The organism is Corynebacterium macclintockiae (assembly GCF_027570165.1).
In the GTDB taxonomy this organism is placed as follows: domain Bacteria; phylum Actinomycetota; class Actinomycetes; order Mycobacteriales; family Mycobacteriaceae; genus Corynebacterium; species Corynebacterium macclintockiae.
In genome coordinates, this window is record NZ_JAKMUV010000003.1 from 26,290 (window position 1) to 47,451 (window position 21,162).

Below are 21,162 nucleotides of genomic sequence, written 5' to 3' on the forward strand. Positions count from 1 at the left end.
GGCTTAGTTCTCCTTCCCGTGCTGAGCCGGTTGCTCCGCGTTGTCCCGTTCGGTGCGCTCCCGGAGGGCGTCATCATTCGTCGTACTACGCGCACCAGCGGGGACGTTGTCCAATCCGCTCGGCCCGGGCGGCAGCACCGCGCCAATGGCCTGATCCGGATCGCCGAGCACCGCTTCGACATAGGCCGTCGTATCGGTCAGGTTGTCGGCGGCTTTGTTGACCTGCTGGAAGATCGGGCCGGCGCCGATGAACATGCCGACGGAAATCAACATCATGACTGCGGATGGCCACACGTAGCGGTGCGGGACCCGCAAGTCTGGGTCGGTCTCGTTGGAGTTCATCTGACGCCCCCAGAACACCTCGCGCCACACGTAGATCATGGAGACCAAGGCTCCGATGGAGGAGACGATGATCGCGCCGATCGCCAGCCAGGTTTTCCACGTGCCGTCTTGAGCCACACCGAATACCAGCGCGAGCTTTCCCCAGAGGCCGGAGAACGGCGGCAGGCCGACAATCGCCAGCGCGCCCGCGGCGAAGACGATGGCGACGAAACGGTCGCGGCGCATCAGGCCGGACAGCTTGCGCAGGCGACCGGAGCCGTAGGTCTCCTCGATCGCGCCGGAGGCCATGATCAGCGACCCGGCGACGATCATGTGGTGCAGCATGTAGAACAGTGCCGCGCTGAGCATCAGCCGTGCGTTGTCGCCGAGGAAAGCCAGGCCGATCAGCATAAACGGAATGCCGTTGACCATCTGGTAGGCGATCACGCTGCGCATCGTGGTTTCGCCTAGGCCGGCAAAGCCGCCGATCAACATGCCCAGCACCACGATCACCAGGATGCCCCAGGACCAGGTGGGGTCGCCCTCGAAGACGGTCAGGTATACGCGGAAGATCGCGTAAATACCGACCTTGGTGTGCAAGCCAGAGAACAGAGCCATCACGGCCGGGGAGGTCGAAGGATAGGCGCGCGGCAGCCACGTGTGGATCGGTGCCACGCCGGCCTTCACGGCCAGCGCCAACAGCACCATGCCAAGCGGAACCACCAGCTGCCACTGGTTTCCGAACACGCCCTCGGCGAACTCGGTGCCGCGCGGGCCGGCTGCGCCTGCCAGGGCTGCCAGGTTGGTGGTGCCGACGACGGCGTAGACCAGCACCACGCCACTGAGCAGCAGCAGGGAGGTCACCAGGTTCACCACGATGAACATCCTGCCCGCGGCCAGGCGCGCCCAGGTGCCGGTCATCGCCAGCAGGCCGAACGAAGGCATGAGCATGACCTCGATGAACACGAACAGGTTAAACAGATCCGCGGTCAGCAGCGCGCCCCACACGCCGCCGATCAGCATTAGCGTGAGGGCGGGGTAGAAGCGGGCGCGCGTTTCGCCCACCACGTCGGCAAACCAGTTGGCGGCCAGCGCGACTACGGAGGTCGTGAGGATCATGATGCCCGCCAGGTTGTCCGCAGCCAGCGGGATGGAGATGCCGCCGACGAACCCGCCGACGTTATCGACCATCACGGTGTGTGGGGCGCTGACCTTCGCCAGCACCCAGATGCTGGCGACGATGCCGAAGGCGGGAACCAGCAGCCCAAGAATGCGGCGTACGCTGCTCCACGGAGCCATTGCCGCGATGGCGGCAGCCAGCAGCGGAACGACGATGAACAGGCTAAGCAGGGAACTTCCGGGCATTACTTCTGCGCTCCCTTCTTGCTGGAGGCCTTGGCTCCGTCCTCATCGGCGGACGAGTGCACCTCGGTGTAGTCGTTCGCGCCGAGCTTGGTGGCCTTGTTTTCCTCGACCACGCCACCCTGGGCCTTGGCCTCCTCGTAGTTCTTCCACCCCATGGTCTGCAGGGTGCGCAGGCGCCGGGAGGCGGTCTCCACGTCGTCGCTGCCGACCGTGTCGTCGTCGCGACCCAGTGCGGCCATCGCGAGCATCACGGCCGTGGAGGCCATGGAAATCACAATCGCCGTCAGCACAAACGCCTGGGGGAGCGGGTCAGCCGCCTGTTCGGGCGTGGCGCGGTCCATGAGCGGATCCATGCGCCACGCACCGATGCCCGCGGCGAGGATGAGCAGGTTCACGCCGTGACCCAGCAGCGTGATGCCCATGATGATGCGCAGCATTCCGCGCTGCATCACCAGGTACACTCCGCCCGCCACCAGGATGGCGATGATAGCTGCGATGATCACTGGTGCTCTCCCTTCTTGTCGACGCCCTCAGTCTCAGCAGACTCGGCCTCCAGCTTTTTCTTGTCGGGGGAAACCGGCGCGCGGGCCGCTTCGCGCTCTGCCCGGTGGGCTTCCTCCTCTGCCTTCGCCGCCGCGGAGACCTGGGAGGGGTTGAGCAGAATGTCGCTGCCGCCGGCAGTGATTGCCACCGGGGAGCGCCTCTTGGCGGGATCCGCCTTGGCCTCGATGGGGGTGGGGCGCTTGCCCTTCGAGTTCAGACCCATTTTTTGCTTCGCTTCCGGGGCGCGGAACTTCGACTTCAGCGTTGCCGGATCCGTACCTGGGCGGTCGCGGCCACCCATCTGGTTGATGACGATAACCACCAGGCCGAACACGGCCAGGTACACGCCACCGTCGAAGATCAGGGAGGTGGTCATGTGCTGCCCCAGAATCTCCCCATGGATGGGGGACAGGAAGCCGTCCTTGGCGTAGCCGACCAATCCGGCGAGGAGAGCCATAACCATGCCCGACCCGACGAGGGAATAAGCCACCTGGTCGGAGAACAGTTTCTTCGCGCGGGACTGCCCCAGGTAGTACATGAAAATGCCGCAGGCCGCGATCAGTGCGGCGACGAAGCCGCCGCCGGGTGCCTGGTGCCCGCGCCAGAAAGTCGCGGCGGACAGTAGCGCCAGAATCGGGATCACCGGATACATCGTCATCCGCGAGTTAATCGAGTTCAAGTGCGTGGAACGCAGGTACTTGGAGTAGAACGGTGCCAGCTCCGGCACCTTGTGGACATCCGGGAAGCGGGTGGAGCCGGGCGCACGGAACAGCTCCGCGGTGGAACCCGGACCGTAACCCGGAACCGGCGAGCGGGGGATGGACTTGATCAGCGCGGCGATCACGATGCCCGCCATGCCCAGAACCGACAGCTCGCCCAAGGTATCGAATGCACGGAACTCCACCAAGATCACGGCCACCACGTTGTTGCCGCCGGAGATCTCTGGGGTGTTTTCCAGGTACCACTGCGAGATCGCAGGCTTGTCGTGGCGGCCGATGAGCAACCACACGCCCAGGAAGGTGATCAGGCCGACCAGCACCGCCAGCACTGTGGCGAAGCGGGAGCGGTTCGCCCCCTCGCGTAGGTACAGGCGAGGCTGGTGGCGGATCACCAGCATCATGATGACCACCACGCAGAACTCGACCAGAAGCTGAGTTGTCGCCACATCGGGCGCGCCCAAAGTCAGCATGACCCAGGAAACACCCACACCGACCACACCGACCAGCACCACGGAGGCCAGTCGCGAGCGGGTGCCGATCATCACCAGCACACCCAGGCCCACAATCACGAGCCCTACCAAGTCCACGATGCTGTCGATGCCCTCGACCCGCGGGTTCAGGTCTGCCACGCCCTCCAGGCGCCCCGGCCCCATCAGGGAGAATCCCGCCAGCAGAATCAACATGGCGAAGATCCACACCACGTGCCGGTTGGGGTTCACAGAATTCGCCAGGCGGCCAAACATGCGGCCGATTTTCGTCGACCGCGCGATGAACGCGGTGATGATCTCCGCGCCGGTTGCCACCCCGAGTCGCTTGCCCTCCAGCGGCTGGAGCAGGGGGCGTCGATAAATAACAACAATAACGCCCGCGACCAGCACCGCGACAGAAATACCCAACGGCACCGTCAGGCCGTGCCACAGCGCCAAGTGCGTGTGCGCGTGGCCAAGATCCGTGGCATCAACCACGTGATCAATCGTCTCGTCGAAGATGCCCATGAACGCGACAACCGGCAGCGACAGCACGCCAGGCAGGACCGCGGGCAGCCACAGGCTCACCGGCGCCTCCTTGACGTGCGACATATCCTTCGGGCCGTCGATAAACGCGCCGAATACATAGCGGGCGGAGTACACGAACGTCGCCAGCGCGCCGATACCCGCCGCGACCAGCAGGGTAACTACGCCGACGTTGCTAAACGGCGCTTCTTCGAACGCGGTGAGCATGCCTTCCTTCGACACGAAGCCGAAGGTCGGGGGAATCGCAGCCATTGACGCCGCCGCGATCACAGCGGAAACAAAAGTAAAAGGCATCTGGCGCCACAGCGGGCCGAGGCGACGAATGTCTCGCGACCCGGCCTGGTGGTCAACGACACCGGCGATCATGAACAGGGAGGACTTAAACAGCGCGTGGGCGGCCGTGTGGACCAGCGCAGCACTGATGGCGAAGGGGGTGCCCACGCCGATGGTGGCGACGATCCAGCCCAGTTGGGAGACCGTGGAATACGCCGTGAGCTTCTTCAAGTCCGTCTTCTGCACGGCGAACACGGCGGCCATGATGGCGGTCGTCATGCCGATGACGATAAGTAGTGTGTGCCAGGCCATCACGCCCTCGAACAGGCCGGAGAAGCGAAGCAGCAGGTAAACGCCCGCCTTGACCACAGCGGCGGCGTGCAGGAAGGCGGAGACCGGAGTGTCCGCGGCCATTGCCTCCGGCAGCCAGAAGTGAAAGGGAATCTGTGCGGCCTTGGAGAACGCCGCCAGGGCGATGAGGACGGCAACGATAGCCAGGCGGACATCCTGCCCCTCCCAGGCGGGGGAGTGCAGCATGGCCGTGAGGTTCGTCGTGCCCGTGGTGATCACGCCAATACCCAGGGCGGCCAGCAGGAACAGGCCGCCGACGAAGGTGAGGAGGAGGGTGCGGATCGAGCCGGCCTCGCCGCCCGAGCCCGAGCGGGCGATGAGGAAGAACGAGGCCAGGGAGACTAGCTCCCAGCCGATGAACAGCAGGGCCACGTCGTCGGCCAGGACCAGCAGGAGGACTGCCAGCATGAAGGAGGTCATGAGCACGTAGAAGCTCATGATCTTGTCGCCCTTGTGCAGGTAAGCGGCGGAGTAGATGAAAACAACCGCGCCGATGAGCAGCGCCAGGAGGGTGAAGAACAGGCCCAGGGAATCCATCTTCAGGGCCAGATCCAGGCCTCCTTCGCTGGCTGCGCCCGTGCCTGCAGCACCGCCCGCTGCGCCCGCGCCATCCGCGCCACCCGCGCCGGTGAGGAAGCCTTTGATCCAGGTGACGGACCAGGTGGCTGTCTCGCCGTTGAGTATCGGGTCGGCGTGCTTGATCACATATCCTGCGAGTCCCAGGAAGGTTAGACCTAATGGCCAGCCGGCGTTTCGATCAAGTGTTTTGACCAGCAAGGGAACGAGGATGAGCGCCACCGCGACGGTGACGGGGATGGCAAGGAGAGCCACGTTGCTTCAACACCCCAATGTTTCTATAGTTGTTCGATCACCTTGAATATTCACTGAATAACCACGTACGACATCACGGTGCCGTCGCAAAGCGACGACCTCGCGGAGTCGTGCTGAGCCCCGACATCAGAAGGTCGTGCTGAGCCGAACTAGATCGCGGGCCCAATGAGGCCTGAAGGTGTCAAAGTTATTCAAGTGATCCACTGGGGTGCCGGCAAAATAATTCCGGTCCATCACGACGCGACGTGATCGGAATAGTTATACGACAGTCACAGTTTATCAGGCGCCCCTTAGGGCTGTTCGGGGTGCTCGGCCTGGTGCCCGCGTGTGCAGGGGATTTGCCGGGGAGGTGCTGTGCGGCGTGCTGAATGAGGTGAAATGTCGTTAGAACGGGAATACGTGGTCTGCGGTGGTTCAAATAGGGTCGCGCCGGGCTCAAAAGGCTCCCGACGGCGATGAAATGTCGTTAGAGCGGGAATACGTTCAAGAGGTTGGTAAGCAGCGAAAAATGAAAACGCTCTGACCTGCGCTTTTGGGAACTTGCAAATCAATGTCATTAACGTATTCCCGTTCTAGCGACATTTGGGGCCAGCGGAGGGGTATGGGCGGTGGCGCCCGGCAACGCATTCTCGTTCTAGCGACATTGGCGCCCAGATAAGTAGCAGAATGTGTGCACACTGAGGCGGGTTCTAGGGGCGAATTCTAGAGAGCTCCCTCAACGACGAAACCCGCCAGCACCTTTCGGTGCCAGCGGGTTCTAATGGTCGGGATAACAGGATTTGAACCTGCGACCCCCTCGTCCCGAACGAGGTGCGCTACCAAACTGCGCCATATCCCGGTCTGGAGCGGCACGTTAGTTTTGCGAATTGTGCAAAGCCAACGGCTGCAACTCGAATTACTATAGCCCGCACAGGGGGCATTTTTCAAAATAGCAGCGTACCGGGTCTTTTGGGCTACTCTGCCGGTTTCTCCACAATGTGGATCAACGTCGCCGACGGTCGGCAGAAAATGCGGAAAGGCACGTACTTAGAGCTGCCCAGCCCGTTGGTCACGTGCAGCCACATGCGCTCGGTCCAGCGGGAAAGCCCGCGCGCCCGACTCCTGTCGATGCCGCAATTCGTCACAATGGCGCGCCCACCCGGCAGGCATAGCTGCCCGCCGTGTGTGTGACCGCTCAGCACCAGCTGGTATCCATCGGCGGCAAAGCTATCCAGAACGCGCGGTTCCGGGGAGTGGCTTAGCCCGATGGCCAGGTTGGCGTCATTATTAGGGCGACCAGCGATCCGCGAGTAATCGTCCAGATCGTGGTGAGGGTCGTCCACACCCGCGATGGCCAGCTTGATCTTCGATGGGCTGGCGAGGGATCCCGTGGCGGCGGGGTCGATGGCGAACTCGACGGTGGCGTTCGAGGCATCACGCCAGCCCCGTTCGATGAAGGCCGCGCGCATGCCCTTCCATGGCAGCTCCTCCTTGGAGGGCTTGCGCTTCTTTCCGAGCAGGTAGATGAACGGATTCACCGGCCGTGGCGCGAAGTAGTCGTTGCTGCCGAAGACGAATACGCCGGGGCGCTCCAGCAGTGGCCCGAGCGCGCGCAGTACCCCCGGCACGCCTTCCTTCTCGCCGAGGTTGTCGCCCGTGTTGACCACCAGGTCCGGGTCCAGGCGGTCCAGCGCAGCGACCCACTCCTGCTTTTGTCGCTGGCTGTCCAGCATGTGCAGGTCGCTGACGTGCAGCACTCGGAAGCTGTCCCAATCGTCGGGTAGCGTGCCGGGTTCTAGCAGTGGCACCGTTACCTCGTGTAGCTGGAACTTGAGGGTTTCTCTATATGACGCCGCAGCGACAGCGGCGCCGGCCGCCCCAATTCCGAGCGCGCATTTCAGCACGTTGGCGGGGGTGAGCAGGCGTGTGCGGGACTGGGGTTGGGAGGTTCGGCGTTGATTCTTCACGCCCCCAGCGTATCGCTTCCTGCGCCGGCGGGGAGTGTGCGCCGGGTGGCGGCTACTGGAACTGGCGCAGGAAATCGTCGAGGTCTTCCAGTCCCCGCTGGACTTCCGGCGGCAGGTTAAGTTCCGGCGGCGGGCTATCCGCTGACTGTGGGCGGGTTGTGCCCTCCCCTCCACCGGAGTCATTTCCCGAATTGGATGACGAGCCCCACTTGCCGTGATCTGTGCCCGCGTCGTACTTCTTGTCGTAGCTAGGTAGCTTCCCGCCACCGTACTTGTCGATCATCGGCTTGGAGGCTTCGAAGAAGATCCGGGCGGGCTCGTTACCGCCGTAGAGGTTGCCAGAGCCACACTGGCGCACCGGGGAGGTACACAGGTTCTGGGGAGTTCCACCATCGTTGAAGATGTAGGTGGAGCCAGCCCAGCCAGGCGTGAAGCCCAGGAATGCGGCAGAGAAGCTGGTTTCCGTCGTACCGGTTTTGGCGGATACCGAGGCACTCCAGCCTTCCGCCCGCGCGGCGGCTGCGGCCGTGCCGCTTTGTGCATCGCTGCCCATGCCGTTGGCCAGCGCGTCGGCGATGGACTTGTCGATGGCCTGCTCGCAGTCGGCCTCCTCCAACTCAACGTCCTCGCCGTTGCGATCCCTAATGGACAGAACGGGCAGGGGCTCGCACCAGCGCCCGTGGTCGGCCAGGCTGGCTGCCACGTTGGATAGCTCCAGCGGGTCGACTGCGGTCGGCCCCAGCACGAAGGATCCCAAGTTGTTGTCTTTCACGTAGCTTTCCACGGAGTTTTCACCGTCGAAGCTGCCCTTGTCCTTGTAGGAGCGCAGACCCAGCTTGATGGCGATATCCACGATGCGCTTCATGCCGATCTTCTCAGCCATTTCGATGAAGGGGGTGTTCGGGCTGGTAGCCAGGGCCTCCTTCAATGTCATATTTGGCTTGTAAGCGCCCGCGTTTTCCACGCAGTACTTGTTTGCGGGGCAACCTCGCGCGCCGCCGGCGCCCATGCCCTCAACCTCGGCACGGGTGGGCACGGCAAGGTTGGTATTCAGTCCCATTCCTTCTTCCATTGCGGCGGCCGCGGCGAAGATCTTGAAAACAGAGCCCGCGCCGTGGCCCTGCAGGGAGTGCGTCAGCGGCAACACGGATTCCCGCTTCTTCTGGTTCAGCCCGTACGTGCGCGACGATGCCATGGCCAACACCTGGTGTTTTCCATCGATCGGGGCCAGATAGTCGGTCGCGGCCGCTACACCGTCCTGATCGGGGGCGACCTTACCGCGGGCAGCGTTCTCCGCGCTCCTCTGCGCCTTCGAATCGAGGGTGGTGCGGATGGTGTATCCGCCCTTCGTGATCTCGTCCTTGGAGATTCCCTTTCCTTCCAGGTACTGCAGGACGTAGTCGCAGAAGAATCCGGAACGGCCAGCGCCGATGCAGCCGTTGGTTGGTATCGCTGGCTCTTCCAACACGCCCAAAGGCTTGGCGGCTAGCTCATCGGCCTTGCTCTGGGGCAACGTCTTCGCCGTCACGCGCGCCTGCAGAACGGCGTTGCGGCGTTTCTTGGCGCCTTCCGGGTTGGTGTACGGGTCTAGCGCGCTGGTCGATTGCACAATGCCGGCCAGGAAGGCCGACTGGTTATCATCCAGGTCCTCTGCGTTGACACCGAAATATGTCTGCGCAGCCGCCTGCACACCGAACGCGCTATTGCCGAAAGAGACCAGGTTGAGGTACCGGGTCAGGATTTCATCCTTAGATAGCTCCCTGTCCAGGTCTCTCGCCATCTTCATCTCGCGCAGCTTGCGGGGCAGGGAGGTCTCGATGGCCTGCGCTGCCTCGTCCTCGTTCTCCGCATCAATCAACCACAGGTAGTTCTTCACATACTGCTGGTTAATCGTCGAGGCGCCCTCCGAGACCCCGCCGCTGGAAAGGTTCGCCAGAGCCGCACGCATGGTGCCACGGATATCCACGCCCTTGTGGTCGTAGAACCGTCGATCCTCGATGGCCACGATGCTGTCCTTCATGGCCCGAGAGATCTTCTTCGACGGCACCTCCGTCCTGTTTTGGTTGTATATCCAGGCAATCGTCTGGCCATCCCGGTCGGTGATCCGCGAGCGCAGCGGCACAGTGTTGTTCTCCGAGATGTCCTGAACGTTGGAGTTCATGGTGTCCGTGCTGGCGTTTACCACCCATCCGCTTGCGCCCGCGAAAGGCAGGATTGCGGCAGCGAGCAGCACGCCACCGGCCAGGATGGCGAGGAAGAGTTTAAGAAATGGCTTCGGTGCGTCCACGCGTAACACCTTAACCCACGCCCCGGACAACCCTTTGCCCTTTCTTTAGGACGCCCTCCTTCCCCACCGCTGGGGGTGCTGCGTCCCCCCGACGGGGTATGCGCATATAAGTAGGCAACGCCTGTTCGGGCTACAGGGCTGGATCCAACCAGCCATGTGATTTACGCCACTTTGTTTGGTGGTGTGACCAGCGGGATTGTGAGGGCGTCAAAAAGAAGAGCGAAAACGCAGGAAGTTAGGCGTATGGCTGAAGGTGGCTCCCTGAATGCTTACAGCGAAATGTCATGTGGATATCAATTACCCCCAAAATGTGACGCATTCGACACTTCTAAAAACTTGTGAATAAAATTACCAGTAGAGCAAGCCTCCAAGGCAGTTGGCGGCAACAGAAACCAGCCGGCGCACAAGGCGCCACAGCCACACTGTCAGGGGCACGTTTCGGAGGAAGAGAATGACTGCATCGCTTGCCCGCACGACGGCCAACAGTGGCGCCAAGCCGACCTGCCAGCCAGCCGAACAAATCACGACCCGCGAGTCCTTCAACAACCGCGGTGAGTGGATTACGCAGGCGCACTGCCGCAACGTGGATCCGGACGAGCTATTTGTAAAGGGTGCAGCGCAGCGCAAGGCCGTAGCGATCTGCCGCCACTGCCCAGTGGTGCTGCAGTGCCGTGCCGACGCTCTGGATAACAAGGTGGAATTCGGCGTGTGGGGTGGCATGACCGAGCGCCAGCGTCGTGCACTTCTGCGCAAGCACCCCGAAATCACCAGCTGGGCGGACTTCTTCGCAGGCCAGCTGGAGGCTGGCCAGGCAGCAAAGCAGTAATAACAGCAGTTAGAACTTCCGTACGCGCTACAGTGGTGGCCATGACTAACTGGGAATACGTAACCGTACCGCTGCTCACCCACGCCACTAAGCAGATCCTGGACAACTGGGGCCAGGATGGCTGGGAGCTTGTATCAGTCCTGCCTGGCCCGACCGGCGAGCAGCACGTGGCATACATGAAGCGCCCGCTGGAGCAGTAAAAACTAAAAGCTAGAAACCACAAGCTCAAGCACACGAAAACACATGGCACAGAACAACTTCCGCGCAAAGCTCGAGGAACTGGGGCTGCAACTACCGCCGGTGGCCGCACCAGTGGCCGCCTATGTTCCCGCCGTGCGCAGCGGCAATATCGTCTACACCTCCGGCCAGCTGCCCTTCGTCGACGGTGCATTGCCCGTCACGGGTCTGGTAGGCGCCGATGTGACAGAGGAGCAGGCTTATGACGCCGCCCGTACCGCCGCGCTGAACGCCATTGCCGCCATCGACGACCTGGTGGGGATCGATAACATCGAGCGGATCCTGAAGGTCAACGGATTTGTAGCCTCTACGGCCGACTTCGGCGGCCAGCCGGGAGTGATTAACGGGGCTTCGGAACTGTTAGGCCAGATTTTCGGCGAGGCCGGTGTGCACGCCCGCGCCGCAGTCGGCGTGGCCGCACTGCCACTGAATGCCCCCGTAGAGGTAGAAATCATCGCGCAGATCAGCGCATAATTTGGCGGTTCGATCTACACTGGGAGGCATGGAGCACCCAGCTTATAGCCAACTACGCCCAGTAACCCCGAACGTCGGCGTCGTACTTGCGCCGAACCCCAGCTACGCTGCCCTGGAAGGTACGAACTCCTGGGTGATTCGAGGGGAAAACGACACAGTATCCGTTGTGGTGGATCCGGGTCCGCAAGACGAAGGTCACCTGAACGTGCTGAACACCAAGGCCACCGAAGGTGGTGCAAGTATCGGAGTTGTGCTGCTGACGCACCGCCATGCGGATCACGCTAATGGTGCCCAGCGCTTCCGACAGATCTCCGGCGCACCGATCCGCGCCTTCGACAAGCAGTACTGCATTGCCGCTGACGAGCTTAAGGACGGGGAGATCATCTCCTTCGAAGGCCTGACCCCGACTATTGAGGTTGTGCACTGCCCTGGCCACACCTCCGACTGCGTGGCCTTCTTCATCCACTCCAACGGTGGTACCGATGATTCCGACGTGGAGGGCATCATCACCGGCGATACTCTGGCCGGTCGCCACACCACCATGATCTCCGAGACCGACGGCGACCTGGGGGCTTACCTGGAGACGCTGGCTAAGCTGCGCGAGCGCGGACAGGACAAGCCACTGCTGCCGGGCCACGGTCCGGATCAGCCGAACCTGGCCGAGGTGGCACAGAAGTACATCGACCGTCGCGAGCAGCGCCTGGAGCAGGTCAAGGAAGCTCTGAAGAAGCTGGGCGACGATGCCTCGGTGAACGACATTGTGGATGAGATCTACACGGATGTCGACCCGGTTCTGCGTAACGCTGCCGCACAGTCCACTCGCGTGACGCTGCGCTTCCTGCGCGGCGACGAAAACTAGCGCGCGCTACCCCCAGCGCTTAACCCCCGGTTTAGCGCTGGCGCTGCTTAGCGAGCGCGCTTAGCCAGGCGCTCAGTGTCGGAGATCAGCACCGACTTGCCCTCCAGGCGGATCCAACCGCGGTGGGCGAACTCTGCCAGCGCCTTGTTCACCGTCTCGCGCGAAGCGCCCACCAGCTGGGCGATCTCTTCCTGCGTCAGGTCGTGGTGCACGCGCAGCGCCGTGCCCTCCTGCGTGCCGAAGCGGTTGGCCAGCTGCAGCAAAGCCTTGGCCACTCGGCCGGGAACGTCCGTGAAAATCAGGTCCGCCAGGGAGTTGTTGGTGCGGCGCAGGCGGCGAGCCAGCACGCGCAGCAGCTGCTCGGCGATCTCCGGGTGCTCGCTGATCCAGTTGTGCAGCATGACGGAATCCATCGTCGCTGCGTGGAGCTCCGTCACGCAGACGGCGGACGAGGTGCGCGGGCCCGGATCGAAGATAGACAGCTCGCCGAACATGTCGGATGGCCCCATGACCGTCAGTAGGTTTTCGCGCCCATCGGCCGAATGACGGGCAAGCTTCACCTTGCCGCTGATGATGATGTACAGACGGTCGCCGGGCTCGCCTTCTTCGAAAATGGTGGTGCCACGCGGGAACTTGACGGTATCCAGCTGGTCAATAAGGGTACGCACCGCGGTGGGTTCAACACCTTGGAAGATGCCTGCCCTTGATAGTATCTCGGATACTTCTGCCATCCTAAGTTTCACTTCCGTTTCTGGCGTCGCGGTGGCTGGGGTGACCACCTGGTCTATGTTGCGCTCGAATGTAGGGTTCGTCTCTTTTGTTAAACCATACCCAACTATGTCACAGACCTAATCCGAGCCCGGGTACATTAGGAATATTATCGATCAGTTCTGCCGATTCTGAAGGTTCCACAGGTTGCATGTCCGCTGAAGGTTCCATGTCTGCTCAGCCCACGCCCCCGACGCTACCCCGCATTGGCTCGCACATCGCGGCGAAGGGAAAGGAAACCCCTCTTGGGCGCAAGCGTCGCGCCCGGAAAATCAACCGCACCCTCGCCGTGGCCTACCCGAATGCATTCTGTGAGCTGGACTTTAGCAATCCCCTGGAGCTGCTGGTAGCCACCGTTCTGTCCGCCCAGTGCACGGACAAGCGCGTGAATGCTGTGACCCCGGCGCTGTTCCGTCGCTATCGCACCGCGGCCGACTATGCGGAGGCCAACCTCGAGGAGGTTGAACAGATCATCAAGTCCACTGGCTTTTATCGCTCCAAGGCTAAGAGCATCGTTGGCCTCGGCCAGGCAATCGAGGACAACTACGAAGGCGAAGTCCCGGACACGTTGGAGCAACTGGTGAAGCTCCCCGGTGTGGGGCGCAAAACCGCAAACGTGGTGCTCGGCAACGCTTTCGACACCCCGGGCATCACCGTGGATACGCACCTGGGGCGTTTGGCTCGTCGCTGGAAGCTGACGGAGCACGAAGACCCCGTGCAGGTCGAACGCGACCTCATGGAGCTCATCGAGCGAAAAGAATGGACCCTCTTTTCCCACCGGGCGATCTTCCACGGCCGCCGCATTTGCCACTCCCGCCGGGCAGCCTGTGGAGCCTGCTTCCTGGCACACCAGTGCCCTAGCTTCGGGGTCGCGGGGCCGGCTGACCCCGAGGTGGCGTCAACAATGATTAAGTCGGACGACCGCGAGCACCTCCTGGATATGGCGGGGTTCGGCCCGAGTGGCCAGGTAGACTGATTTCCTGTTATGTCTGCACCTGTCGAACACTCCGCTCGCACGCGCGCGATCATCATCGCCGTCACGCTGGTCGTCGGTATTGCGATTGCTTGCGTGCCGCTGGTCATGGCGTTGCGCGGGGATTCTGCGGACAATGCGGGTGGGGCTAGTTCTTCTGTGGAGGAGGACGCCCCCTCGGCCTCCGCCGCCGAAGGTCCTGTCGAGGTCACGCACAAGGTCCGCTGCCCGGAAGGCGCGGGAGAGGCCTCCGTGAGCCCTCACGCCGAGCTGCAGGACGTGCGCCTGCCGTGCCTGACGGAGGGCAGCGCCGACGCGAAGGCGAGTACCTCCCTGGCCGAGCGCCTGGCCGGCAAGCCCGCCGTCGTGAACGTGTGGGCCTGGTGGTGCGCGCCGTGCCGCAAGGAACTGCCGATGATTCAGCAGCTCGCCGCCGACCACCCCGAGTGGAACGTCGTGGGCGTGCACCTGGATGCGAAGGGCCAGGCCGGTGCCGACATGCTGCGGGATCTGGGCGTGGATGGCCTGCCGAGCTTCCAGGATTCCAACCACGCCTTCGACTCCGCGGCGAAGCTGCCGAAGGTCGTGCCGCTGACCGTGGTCTACCGCCCCGACGGCACCCGGGCGCGCCTGTACGCGCAGACCTTCCGCAGTGCAGAGGAGATGGAAAAGGCGGTGAAGGAAGCCCTATGACCCGCCCGAGTTCGCACCTAGCCCAGTGGCTTGCCCATGCGCAGGCCCAGCCGGAACTACCCGTCGACCTGCCCGAATGGCTGCGCGACTTCGCCCGCGACTGCCGCGAAGTGGGCATCCACCAATACCTCAACGACTCCGCCCGCATCGTCCCGGAGACCGACGAGCACGGCCGGCCGCCGCGCTACTCTGCGGTGCTGATTCTTCTTTCTGGTGACGCCACCTTCATCCGCCCCGCCGGTGCCACAGGAAGGCAGGCCATCCCCGCCGACGCAACCATGCTGCTGACCCACCGCGCGCCGACGATGCGCAACCACAGCGGACAAGTGGCCTTCCCTGGAGGAGGCGTGGAGGAAGCCGACGCTGGGCCGATCGACACTGCCCTGCGGGAGGCCGAAGAGGAAACAGGGCTGAACCCGGACACGGTGGAGCCGTTTGCAGTGCTGCAGCCGATCTACATTGATCGCACGAACTTCGCGGTGGTGCCGGTGGTGGCGTGGTGGCGTCATCCCCATCGGGTAGAGTGCCCCACGACCGAAAACGATTGGGTAGAGCCCTACCCGCTGCCCGAGCTGGTCAACCCTCAACAGCGCTTCGAGGTCGGGGTGTACGGCTGGCGTGGCCCCGCCTGGACGCTGCCCATCGGTGAGGAGAAACCGCTGGTGCTGTGGGGCTTCACCGGAGGCGTGATCAACGCGCTCTTACGCCGCGCAGGCTGGGAGGAACCCTGGTCCAGCGGCGGAGGCGAAGATGGTGCCGAAGAGCCGCATAACCTCTTTACAACCCTGGCCAGCTCCGCCAACGGCGAGGCGCTAGGGGAGATGAGAGAAGAGTTCGACAGAACAGAAGAACAAGGCAGAAACGGAGGCGCACCATGACCGGGATGACGGGAGCAACGATCCTCGACATCGTGCTGGTGTTCGTGTGCCTCGGCGCGTCGACCTCCGGGTACCGCCAGGGCGGGTTTAGCGCTGCGCTGAGCTTTGTGGGCGTGATCCTCGGCGGCTTCTTCGGCGTGAAACTGGTGCCGATCGCGGTGCGAGTGGCGGAGGAAAACTTCAGCGATAACCACAGCGCCCGCTTCTTTGCAGCGCTGATCACGGTGACGGTGGTCGTGGTCGTGGGCTACGCCATTGGCTCCAGCATCGGCGCGAACCTGCGGGATAAGATCCGCACCCGCGAGCTGCTGCGATTGGAATCGGTCGTCGGCGCGATCGTGCAGGTTTTTACGACGCTGCTGATCGTGTGGCTAGTGTTGGTGCCAATTGCCACCGGAAACGTCGGCGGGTTCGGCAAAGCGATTAAGGGCAGCAAGATCCTCGGTGCGGTCGGCAATTCCGCCCCAGCCTGGTTTAAGCAGCTACCGGCGCAGACCTCCCAGCTGATCAACGACTCGGGCTTCCCGATGATCGCGGATCCGATGGAGAACCTCCCGACCACGGAAGTCGACCCGCCTGACAACGCCTTAATGCGATCCCCGGCGGTCAAGAACACACGCGAAAGCGTGGTGCGCGTTGTGGGAGAGGCGGAACAGTGCAGCCGCATCCTGCAGGGCAGTGGATGGGTGATCGACAAGGATATGGTGATGACGAACGCCCACGTCGTTGCCGGTACCGACAAGGTCACGCTGGCCACCAAGGACGGGCCGCACGAGGCCAAGGTTGTCTACTACAACCCGCAGCAGGATATCGCGCTGCTGCACAGCGCCGACCTGCCCTTCGTGCCGATGAAGTGGGCCGAGGACGAGGGTAAGCAAGGGCAGGACGCAATCGTCATGGGGTACCCGCACGGCGGACCGTTCCAGGCATCGCCCGCGCGTATCCGCGAGAAGTTCGTGGTCAGTGGCCCGAATATCTATGCCAATGCCCGCGTGGAGCGCGAAAGCTACTCGCTGCGCGGATCCGTGGTGCAGGGGAACTCCGGCGGTCCGCTGATTGACACGAACGGGCACGTGCTGGGGTTGGTCTTCGGTGCGGACGTGAATGAGAAGGACACGGGCTACGCTTTGACGAAACAGGAAGTCCTCAGCCATGTCGGGGACGTGAACAAGCACCACGACAGTGCCGACACCGGGGCCTGCGTGGCGGAGTAGTGCCGCCTAGCGTGCGTTCGCCTGTTCGCGGATGATCTCTGCAATGCAGTGGGGATCTTCGACGTGCGGATAGTGCCCCACGCCGAACAGCACCCGCCGGTCGGCCGTTGCGGCGCGCCGAGCGGACTTCTCCGCCAAGGCTTCGTCGAAAACGGGATCCATGCTGCCGTCGATGGCTAGCAGCGGCACCTCAACGTGGTCGGGGAAAGTCCGCTCGAACCTAGTGCCCTCCGGGCGGAAGCGGCTGCGGAAGGGCCAACGTAGGTATTCGCAGGAAAGATGTGCGACCTTATCCACCTGCATAGCTTCGCGGCGAAGTGCGGCGTTGCGGAAGTAGGCGTCCGTATCCCTAAAACCTGGGGCCACACCAGCCCTAAAGATCTTTTCGGCGGCCGCAGCGTTGTCCGCCAGCAACTTGCGCTCCGGAAGGCGCGGCAGCTGGGCGGAAAGAATGCGACGGGCGAAGTGCGGCTGGGAAAAAGGCTGCGCCAGAATGCCGCGGAAGCGCAACAGCGGGTTAACCGAAGACAAAGTGATGAAGCGGCGGACGCGATCCGGGTGGTGAGCCACCAACGTCCAGGCAACCATGCCGCCGTAGCCGTGACCGACCACCATGGCGGTCGTGTAGCCCAGACCCCGAATCACCCCGGCCATGTCGCTGGCTGCGGTGGTCAGGTCGTAGCCGCGCGGCGTTTTGTCCGAGCGCCCATAGCCACGAAGGTCGACGGCGGCCAGGCGCAGATCCTCGCCAGCCAGCTGCTGCATCAGCGGGTGCCAGTCGAAGGCGCCACCGCCGAAACCGTGGATGAACAACACCAACGGTGCGTAGCGGGGGCCTTGTACGTCTACACGAAGGCGCACACCCCGCGAATGCACAAAAGTGGCATGCGGGGTGTGCGGATCTGAAGCGTGGGGGTCTTCGGACGTCATGTAAAGAGCTTAAGGAATTTAGGTGTACATTCCCGACTTGCGGCCAGACGCAGAGTTCTTGCCACCCTGCGGGATGACGGTCTTTAGCTCGCTGACGGACTCGATGGTCTTCTCCGGCTTCTTCACACCCTTGACCTGCTTCACACCAACCAGAGCCAGGATGATGACCAGCAGCAGCATGAACAGGAAGACGATCAGGAATGCCAGCCAGCGCGGCAGGAAGGTATCCAGAGCCTCGGCGATGGTGAAGAAGAGGAAGAAGGAGCTGTGGGCCAGGATGATGGCGGCGGCGCCGAACAGACCCACACCGATGCCGGCCTTCTTGGCGGAGGCAGCGATCTCGGTCTTCGCCAGCTCGACCTCAGAACGGACGAGGGAGGAGACCTGTGCGGAAGCGTCCTTCACCAGATCGCTGATGCTGGCCTGACCCTTGGCGTGGGTATCCACATCCGACAGTGGAATAGCGTTGACCTGCGGGTTAAAGCTATCGCGGTCGGTGAACATGCCTGCGCGATCTTTGTTGCTCACTGTAAAACTCCTGGGGGTTACACCTAATTGACTTCCCCTAGTTTGCCAGACCACGGGGAAGTTTGCGCGGGCGGGTGCATTATTGTCTTAAATATGTCTGACAATTCTGTGCACGATCCGCTCGCCGGACTGGCCGAACTGCCCGGCGTGCCGGAGGCTGTGGCCCAAGCCAACGACCATCTCGCGCGACTGCACCGCCACCCCGCGAACCTGCGTGGATGGGATGTCACGGGCGCGGAGGCTGTGCTGCGCGGGGCGCGGGCTTCGGCACAGCTGGACGGCGGTAGTCCGCGACTGCCCGAGGACGGCCAGGTGGAAGATCCGATCCTGGCCGGTGCGCTGCGCGCCGCCGAGCTGCTGGCGCCGGACGGGATTACGGACACGGTAACCACGTGGCGCCGCGCCCCATTGCAGATCATCGCCCGTATTAATGCGGTGGCCAGCCCGCAGATGTCCGACCCAGCGTTTCGCCAGAAGGCCGCGGGCGACGCAGAGTTCCTGGTGCCGGGCCGCCCGCGCCGTTCGACGGATGCGCGCCTGCAGCTGCTGGGCAAGTTCATCGCTGGTGGGACGAAGGTGAATGCGACGGTGCTGTCTGCGGTGATCCACGGCGAACTGTTGGCTTTGCAGCCTTTTGCGGACGCCACCGGCGTGACCGCCCGCGCGTGCTCCCGTCTGGCGACCATTGCCACTGGCCTGGATCCGCGCGGTTTGGGTGTGCCGGAGGTGTGGTGGAACCGCAAGCGCGAGGATTACATGGCGAAGGCAGAGGCTTTCGCCAGCGGCACCCCGGAGGGCGTGGCCGAGTGGATTATTTTCCACGCCACGGGTCTGTCGGAGGGGTCGCTGGAAGGCAAGTCGATCGCGGACGCGAAGTAGTGCGGGCGCGGGGCTAGACCCCTTCGTCGCGCCCGCGCAGCCACATCGCCAGCCCAGTAGCGGCGATGCCGAGCAGTGCGAGTGTGGCGCCCGCCCCGGCCAGCACCGCTGCCTGGGGGAATAGCGGTTCGGGGCGGCTGAACTGCCGGATCGGCCAGTCGGATTCGGTCGCCCGCTTTTTGAGGGGACGGTCCGGGTTCACGGCAACCGGGTTGCCCACCAGCTCCAGCATGGGGATGTCGGTGGCGGCGTCGGAATAAGCGTAGCTTTCGTCCAGGTCGTAGCCGTGTTCCGCGACGAGCTGCAGGATCCGTTCGACCTTGGCGTGGCCCTTGTTGAAGTGCGTGACGGCGCCGGTGAAGCGCCCGTCCTTTTCTTCTAGTTCTGTGGCTAACAGGTGGTCAACGCCGAGTTCTTTGGCGATCGGCTGCACCATGATGGAGGCCGAGGCCGTCACGATGGCGATGCGATGACCCATTTTGCGGTGCCATTCGATGAGCTCGCGCGCTTCGGTATAGATGAACGGGGTGATGACTTCCTGCAGCGCGTCTTGGGCGACTTGGCGCAGCGGTTCGGATTCACGATCCTTAATGATGCTGGTCAGCGCGTCTTTGGTGGATTCCAGGTTGTCCTCGGAATGGGTGGAGAGCATGTAGTTGCCCAGCATCGCCATCATCTTCAGCACCTCACTGGTGTTCAGCAGGCCGCGTTCGGCCATAGGGCGGCGGTAGGCCAGGGACGCCGACGTATCGATAATCGTCTTGTCGAGGTCGAAAATAGCCAAAATCCGCCCGTCGCCCGATGCGCGTGCTGGCTCCTGGTGCTGATTCACATTCGTCATTCTAATTACATCCCGTCCCTTATGTCACTCTTATCTTCTCCCGTTTCTGGTTATCCACAGGCTCTAGACCCTTTTTTGTGACGCCAACCCGACTTTTCCACAGCCAAAAAATCAGGGGTACTTTTACGACCGCTCAACTGACAGCCTTTGTTTCATGGGAGCAGGGAAGTCAGGCAAGCGGAAAAAGACAGCAGCAAAGAAGGCAACAGCGCGGAAGGCAGCAGCGACAGCCCCAGCGGGGAAGCTGAGGCCGGTGATTATCGACATCGCCGACCCGCTGTGGAATAACGAGGCGCGCATGGTGGCGGCCGTGACCAGGCGCCCCATGGTGGTGCACGACGGGGCGGAGGAACCCACCGCAGAGCTGCTGCGTGACCTGGATCGGAAAGACGGATTTACGTGCCAAAACTCGGCCATCGTACTGAGCGATAGGGATAGCGAACTTACCCGCCACCGCTTGGTGCGTGCGATCCGCGTGGACCAACTGGAGCCCTCCCTGGACGCGGGCGGGGCGATGGTGCTGGCGGAGATGATCGGGGCGAACGACGTGGTACGCATCGCGGTGAGCTCCGCGGTGGGCGGCGCCGGGTCCAGCCTGTTTGCGGCTCAACTGGCCTATTACATGTCCTGCGAGGGAAGGCCCGCGGTTCTTGTGGACGCCGACCCGCATTCCTGTGGCCTGGATCTAGTACTGGGCAAGGAAAGGCGGCCCGGACTAACCCGAAACCAGATCCCCGCCGACTGCGACTTCGAGCAGCTGCGCAGCCACCTGCTGATGTTGGGCTTCGACAGCGCGGGAGGCAAGAAAATCGGCGCCGATGGAGGGGCCGTGCCCGTGATTTACGCGGACCGCTATCCGACGTTCGGCGCACACAGCGGCGGCAGAGGCTTGGACGTGGGGCAGCTGGCCCACCTGATGCACGCGGACGACATGGTGGTGGATTGCGGGCGCAGCCTGCCGGTGGCCGATAGCGCCAGCGCCGGATGGGCGGAACAGTGGGGCGAGGCGGAACCAGACGTGCACATCCTGGTCGCGCCCTTAACCATCCAAGGGGTGACGGCCGCCAGCGCATTGCGCAATCGAATGTTAGAAAACGACCGTGCAAAACCACTGATCGTGCTGCGGGAAACCCCCGGGGCATCAACGTCCGTGGCCGTCGCGGCGCTGATGTTGGACGAGGCTCCAGTGACAGTGATCCGCCACGATGCCCAGTGCGCGTCCGCCTTAGACCGGGGTGAAGCCGAGTATTGGATCGAGAGTTCGCTGAAACATGACCGCGCTCGCGAACCGGTGCGTGAGGTGTGGGAGAAGATCCAGGGGATCATCGGCAACTGCGCGCTTCCGCTGGCGAGCTAGGGGCTTGGTCCGGGGCTGGGTCCGGGGACTGGATAGGGCACTGACAAGGGATGCAA

19 protein-coding genes and 1 tRNA gene are annotated in these 21,162 nt (G+C 63.1%); 10 read left to right on the forward strand and 10 right to left on the reverse strand.

What is annotated here, in order from left to right; genetic code table 11:
• Positions 1 to 3 precede the first annotated feature (3 nt).
• From L8U58_RS03615 to L8U58_RS03640, 6 genes are all read right to left on the reverse strand, one after another.
• Positions 4 to 1,686 carry a monovalent cation/H+ antiporter subunit D family protein gene (locus L8U58_RS03615; protein ID WP_035007751.1) on the reverse strand — a complete coding sequence of 561 codons (1,683 nt, stop codon included), beginning with the start codon at positions 1,684 to 1,686 and terminating at the stop codon, positions 4 to 6.
• Positions 1,686 to 2,189 carry a cation:proton antiporter subunit C gene (locus L8U58_RS03620; protein ID WP_035002473.1) on the reverse strand — a complete coding sequence of 168 codons (504 nt, stop codon included), beginning with the start codon at positions 2,187 to 2,189 and terminating at the stop codon, positions 1,686 to 1,688. Before L8U58_RS03620 ends, L8U58_RS03615 begins: the two co-directional genes overlap by 1 nt.
• Entirely contained in the window at positions 2,186 to 5,416 is a 3,231-nt protein-coding gene (locus L8U58_RS03625; protein WP_269954712.1) for a DUF4040 family protein, read from the reverse strand. The genes L8U58_RS03620 and L8U58_RS03625 overlap by 4 nt, the downstream gene beginning before the upstream one ends.
• 761 nt (positions 5,417 to 6,177) lie before the next feature.
• Positions 6,178 to 6,254 (reverse strand) — tRNA-Pro (locus tag L8U58_RS03630).
• Between the two features lie 115 nt (positions 6,255 to 6,369).
• The gene (locus L8U58_RS03635; RefSeq protein ID WP_420839830.1) at positions 6,370 to 7,299 is read right to left on the reverse strand and encodes a metallophosphoesterase; all 930 of its coding nucleotides are present in this window, start codon (positions 7,297 to 7,299) and stop codon (positions 6,370 to 6,372) included.
• A 115-nt stretch (positions 7,300 to 7,414) separates the two neighbouring features.
• Complete coding sequence (locus L8U58_RS03640; protein ID WP_420839825.1) at positions 7,415 to 9,649, reverse strand: transglycosylase domain-containing protein; 2,235 nt, start codon at positions 9,647 to 9,649, stop codon at positions 7,415 to 7,417.
• 451 nt (positions 9,650 to 10,100) lie between these two features.
• Here L8U58_RS03640 and L8U58_RS03645 point away from each other — a divergent pair, with 451 nt between their 5' ends.
• Genes L8U58_RS03645 through L8U58_RS03660 form a run of 4 tightly spaced genes read left to right on the forward strand, consistent with a single transcriptional unit; the run spans position 10,101 to position 12,045 of the window.
• Positions 10,101 to 10,475 (forward strand): WhiB family transcriptional regulator, encoded by a 375-nt coding sequence (locus tag L8U58_RS03645; protein ID WP_269954714.1) that lies wholly within the window; start codon positions 10,101 to 10,103, stop codon positions 10,473 to 10,475.
• 41 nt (positions 10,476 to 10,516) lie between these two features.
• Positions 10,517 to 10,675, forward strand: a complete 159-nt coding sequence (locus L8U58_RS03650; protein WP_011274258.1) for a Sp36 family protein — start codon at positions 10,517 to 10,519, stop codon at positions 10,673 to 10,675.
• Positions 10,676 to 10,718: 43 nt separating this feature from the next.
• The gene (locus L8U58_RS03655; RefSeq protein ID WP_034968765.1) at positions 10,719 to 11,186 is read left to right on the forward strand and encodes a RidA family protein; all 468 of its coding nucleotides are present in this window, start codon (positions 10,719 to 10,721) and stop codon (positions 11,184 to 11,186) included.
• A 28-nt stretch (positions 11,187 to 11,214) separates the two neighbouring features.
• Positions 11,215 to 12,045 (forward strand): MBL fold metallo-hydrolase, encoded by an 831-nt coding sequence (locus L8U58_RS03660; RefSeq protein WP_034971939.1) that lies wholly within the window; start codon positions 11,215 to 11,217, stop codon positions 12,043 to 12,045.
• A gap of 47 nt (positions 12,046 to 12,092) precedes the next feature.
• Here L8U58_RS03660 and glxR read toward each other — a convergent pair whose 3' ends face one another.
• Positions 12,093 to 12,776 (reverse strand): CRP-like cAMP-activated global transcriptional regulator GlxR, encoded by a 684-nt coding sequence (gene glxR / locus L8U58_RS03665; RefSeq protein WP_269954715.1) that lies wholly within the window; start codon positions 12,774 to 12,776, stop codon positions 12,093 to 12,095.
• 188 nt (positions 12,777 to 12,964) lie between these two features.
• Here glxR and nth point away from each other — a divergent pair, with 188 nt between their 5' ends.
• From nth to L8U58_RS03685, 4 genes are read left to right on the forward strand one after another with little or no spacing between them, the layout of a single operon-like run.
• A complete protein-coding gene (nth, locus tag L8U58_RS03670; RefSeq protein WP_034980080.1) occupies positions 12,965 to 13,789 on the forward strand; it encodes an endonuclease III in 825 nt (274 codons plus the stop codon).
• A gap of 9 nt (positions 13,790 to 13,798) precedes the next feature.
• Entirely contained in the window at positions 13,799 to 14,479 is a 681-nt protein-coding gene (locus tag L8U58_RS03675; RefSeq protein WP_269954716.1) for a TlpA family protein disulfide reductase, read from the forward strand.
• Positions 14,476 to 15,357: an NUDIX hydrolase gene (locus tag L8U58_RS03680; RefSeq protein WP_043012392.1), complete on the forward strand. Its 882-nt coding sequence runs from the start codon at positions 14,476 to 14,478 to the stop codon at positions 15,355 to 15,357. Before L8U58_RS03675 ends, L8U58_RS03680 begins: the two co-directional genes overlap by 4 nt.
• On the forward strand, positions 15,354 to 16,571 hold the full coding sequence (locus tag L8U58_RS03685; protein WP_043012391.1) for a MarP family serine protease: 1,218 nt from the start codon (positions 15,354 to 15,356) through the stop codon (positions 16,569 to 16,571). Before L8U58_RS03680 ends, L8U58_RS03685 begins: the two co-directional genes overlap by 4 nt.
• A 6-nt stretch (positions 16,572 to 16,577) precedes the next feature.
• Here L8U58_RS03685 and L8U58_RS03690 read toward each other — a convergent pair whose 3' ends face one another.
• Together L8U58_RS03690 and L8U58_RS03695 are read right to left on the reverse strand one after the other, a co-directional pair.
• Entirely contained in the window at positions 16,578 to 17,501 is a 924-nt protein-coding gene (locus L8U58_RS03690) for an alpha/beta fold hydrolase (RefSeq protein ID WP_035007764.1), read from the reverse strand.
• 18 nt (positions 17,502 to 17,519) lie between these two features.
• Complete coding sequence (locus L8U58_RS03695) at positions 17,520 to 18,029, reverse strand: phage holin family protein (RefSeq protein WP_269954717.1); 510 nt, start codon at positions 18,027 to 18,029, stop codon at positions 17,520 to 17,522.
• Positions 18,030 to 18,122: 93 nt separating this feature from the next.
• Between L8U58_RS03695 and L8U58_RS03700 the strand changes: the two genes are divergently transcribed.
• Entirely contained in the window at positions 18,123 to 18,908 is a 786-nt protein-coding gene (locus L8U58_RS03700; RefSeq protein ID WP_034971931.1) for a Fic family protein, read from the forward strand.
• 13 nt (positions 18,909 to 18,921) lie between these two features.
• On the opposite strand, the gene L8U58_RS03705 is transcribed toward L8U58_RS03700, so the two are convergent.
• Positions 18,922 to 19,749 carry an HAD family hydrolase gene (locus tag L8U58_RS03705; RefSeq protein WP_034977854.1) on the reverse strand — a complete coding sequence of 276 codons (828 nt, stop codon included), beginning with the start codon at positions 19,747 to 19,749 and terminating at the stop codon, positions 18,922 to 18,924.
• A gap of 154 nt (positions 19,750 to 19,903) precedes the next feature.
• On the opposite strand from L8U58_RS03705, the gene L8U58_RS03710 reads away from it, so the two are divergent.
• On the forward strand, positions 19,904 to 21,106 hold the full coding sequence (locus L8U58_RS03710) for a CpaE-like family protein (RefSeq protein ID WP_269954718.1): 1,203 nt from the start codon (positions 19,904 to 19,906) through the stop codon (positions 21,104 to 21,106).
• Positions 21,107 to 21,162: the final 56 nt, after the last annotated feature.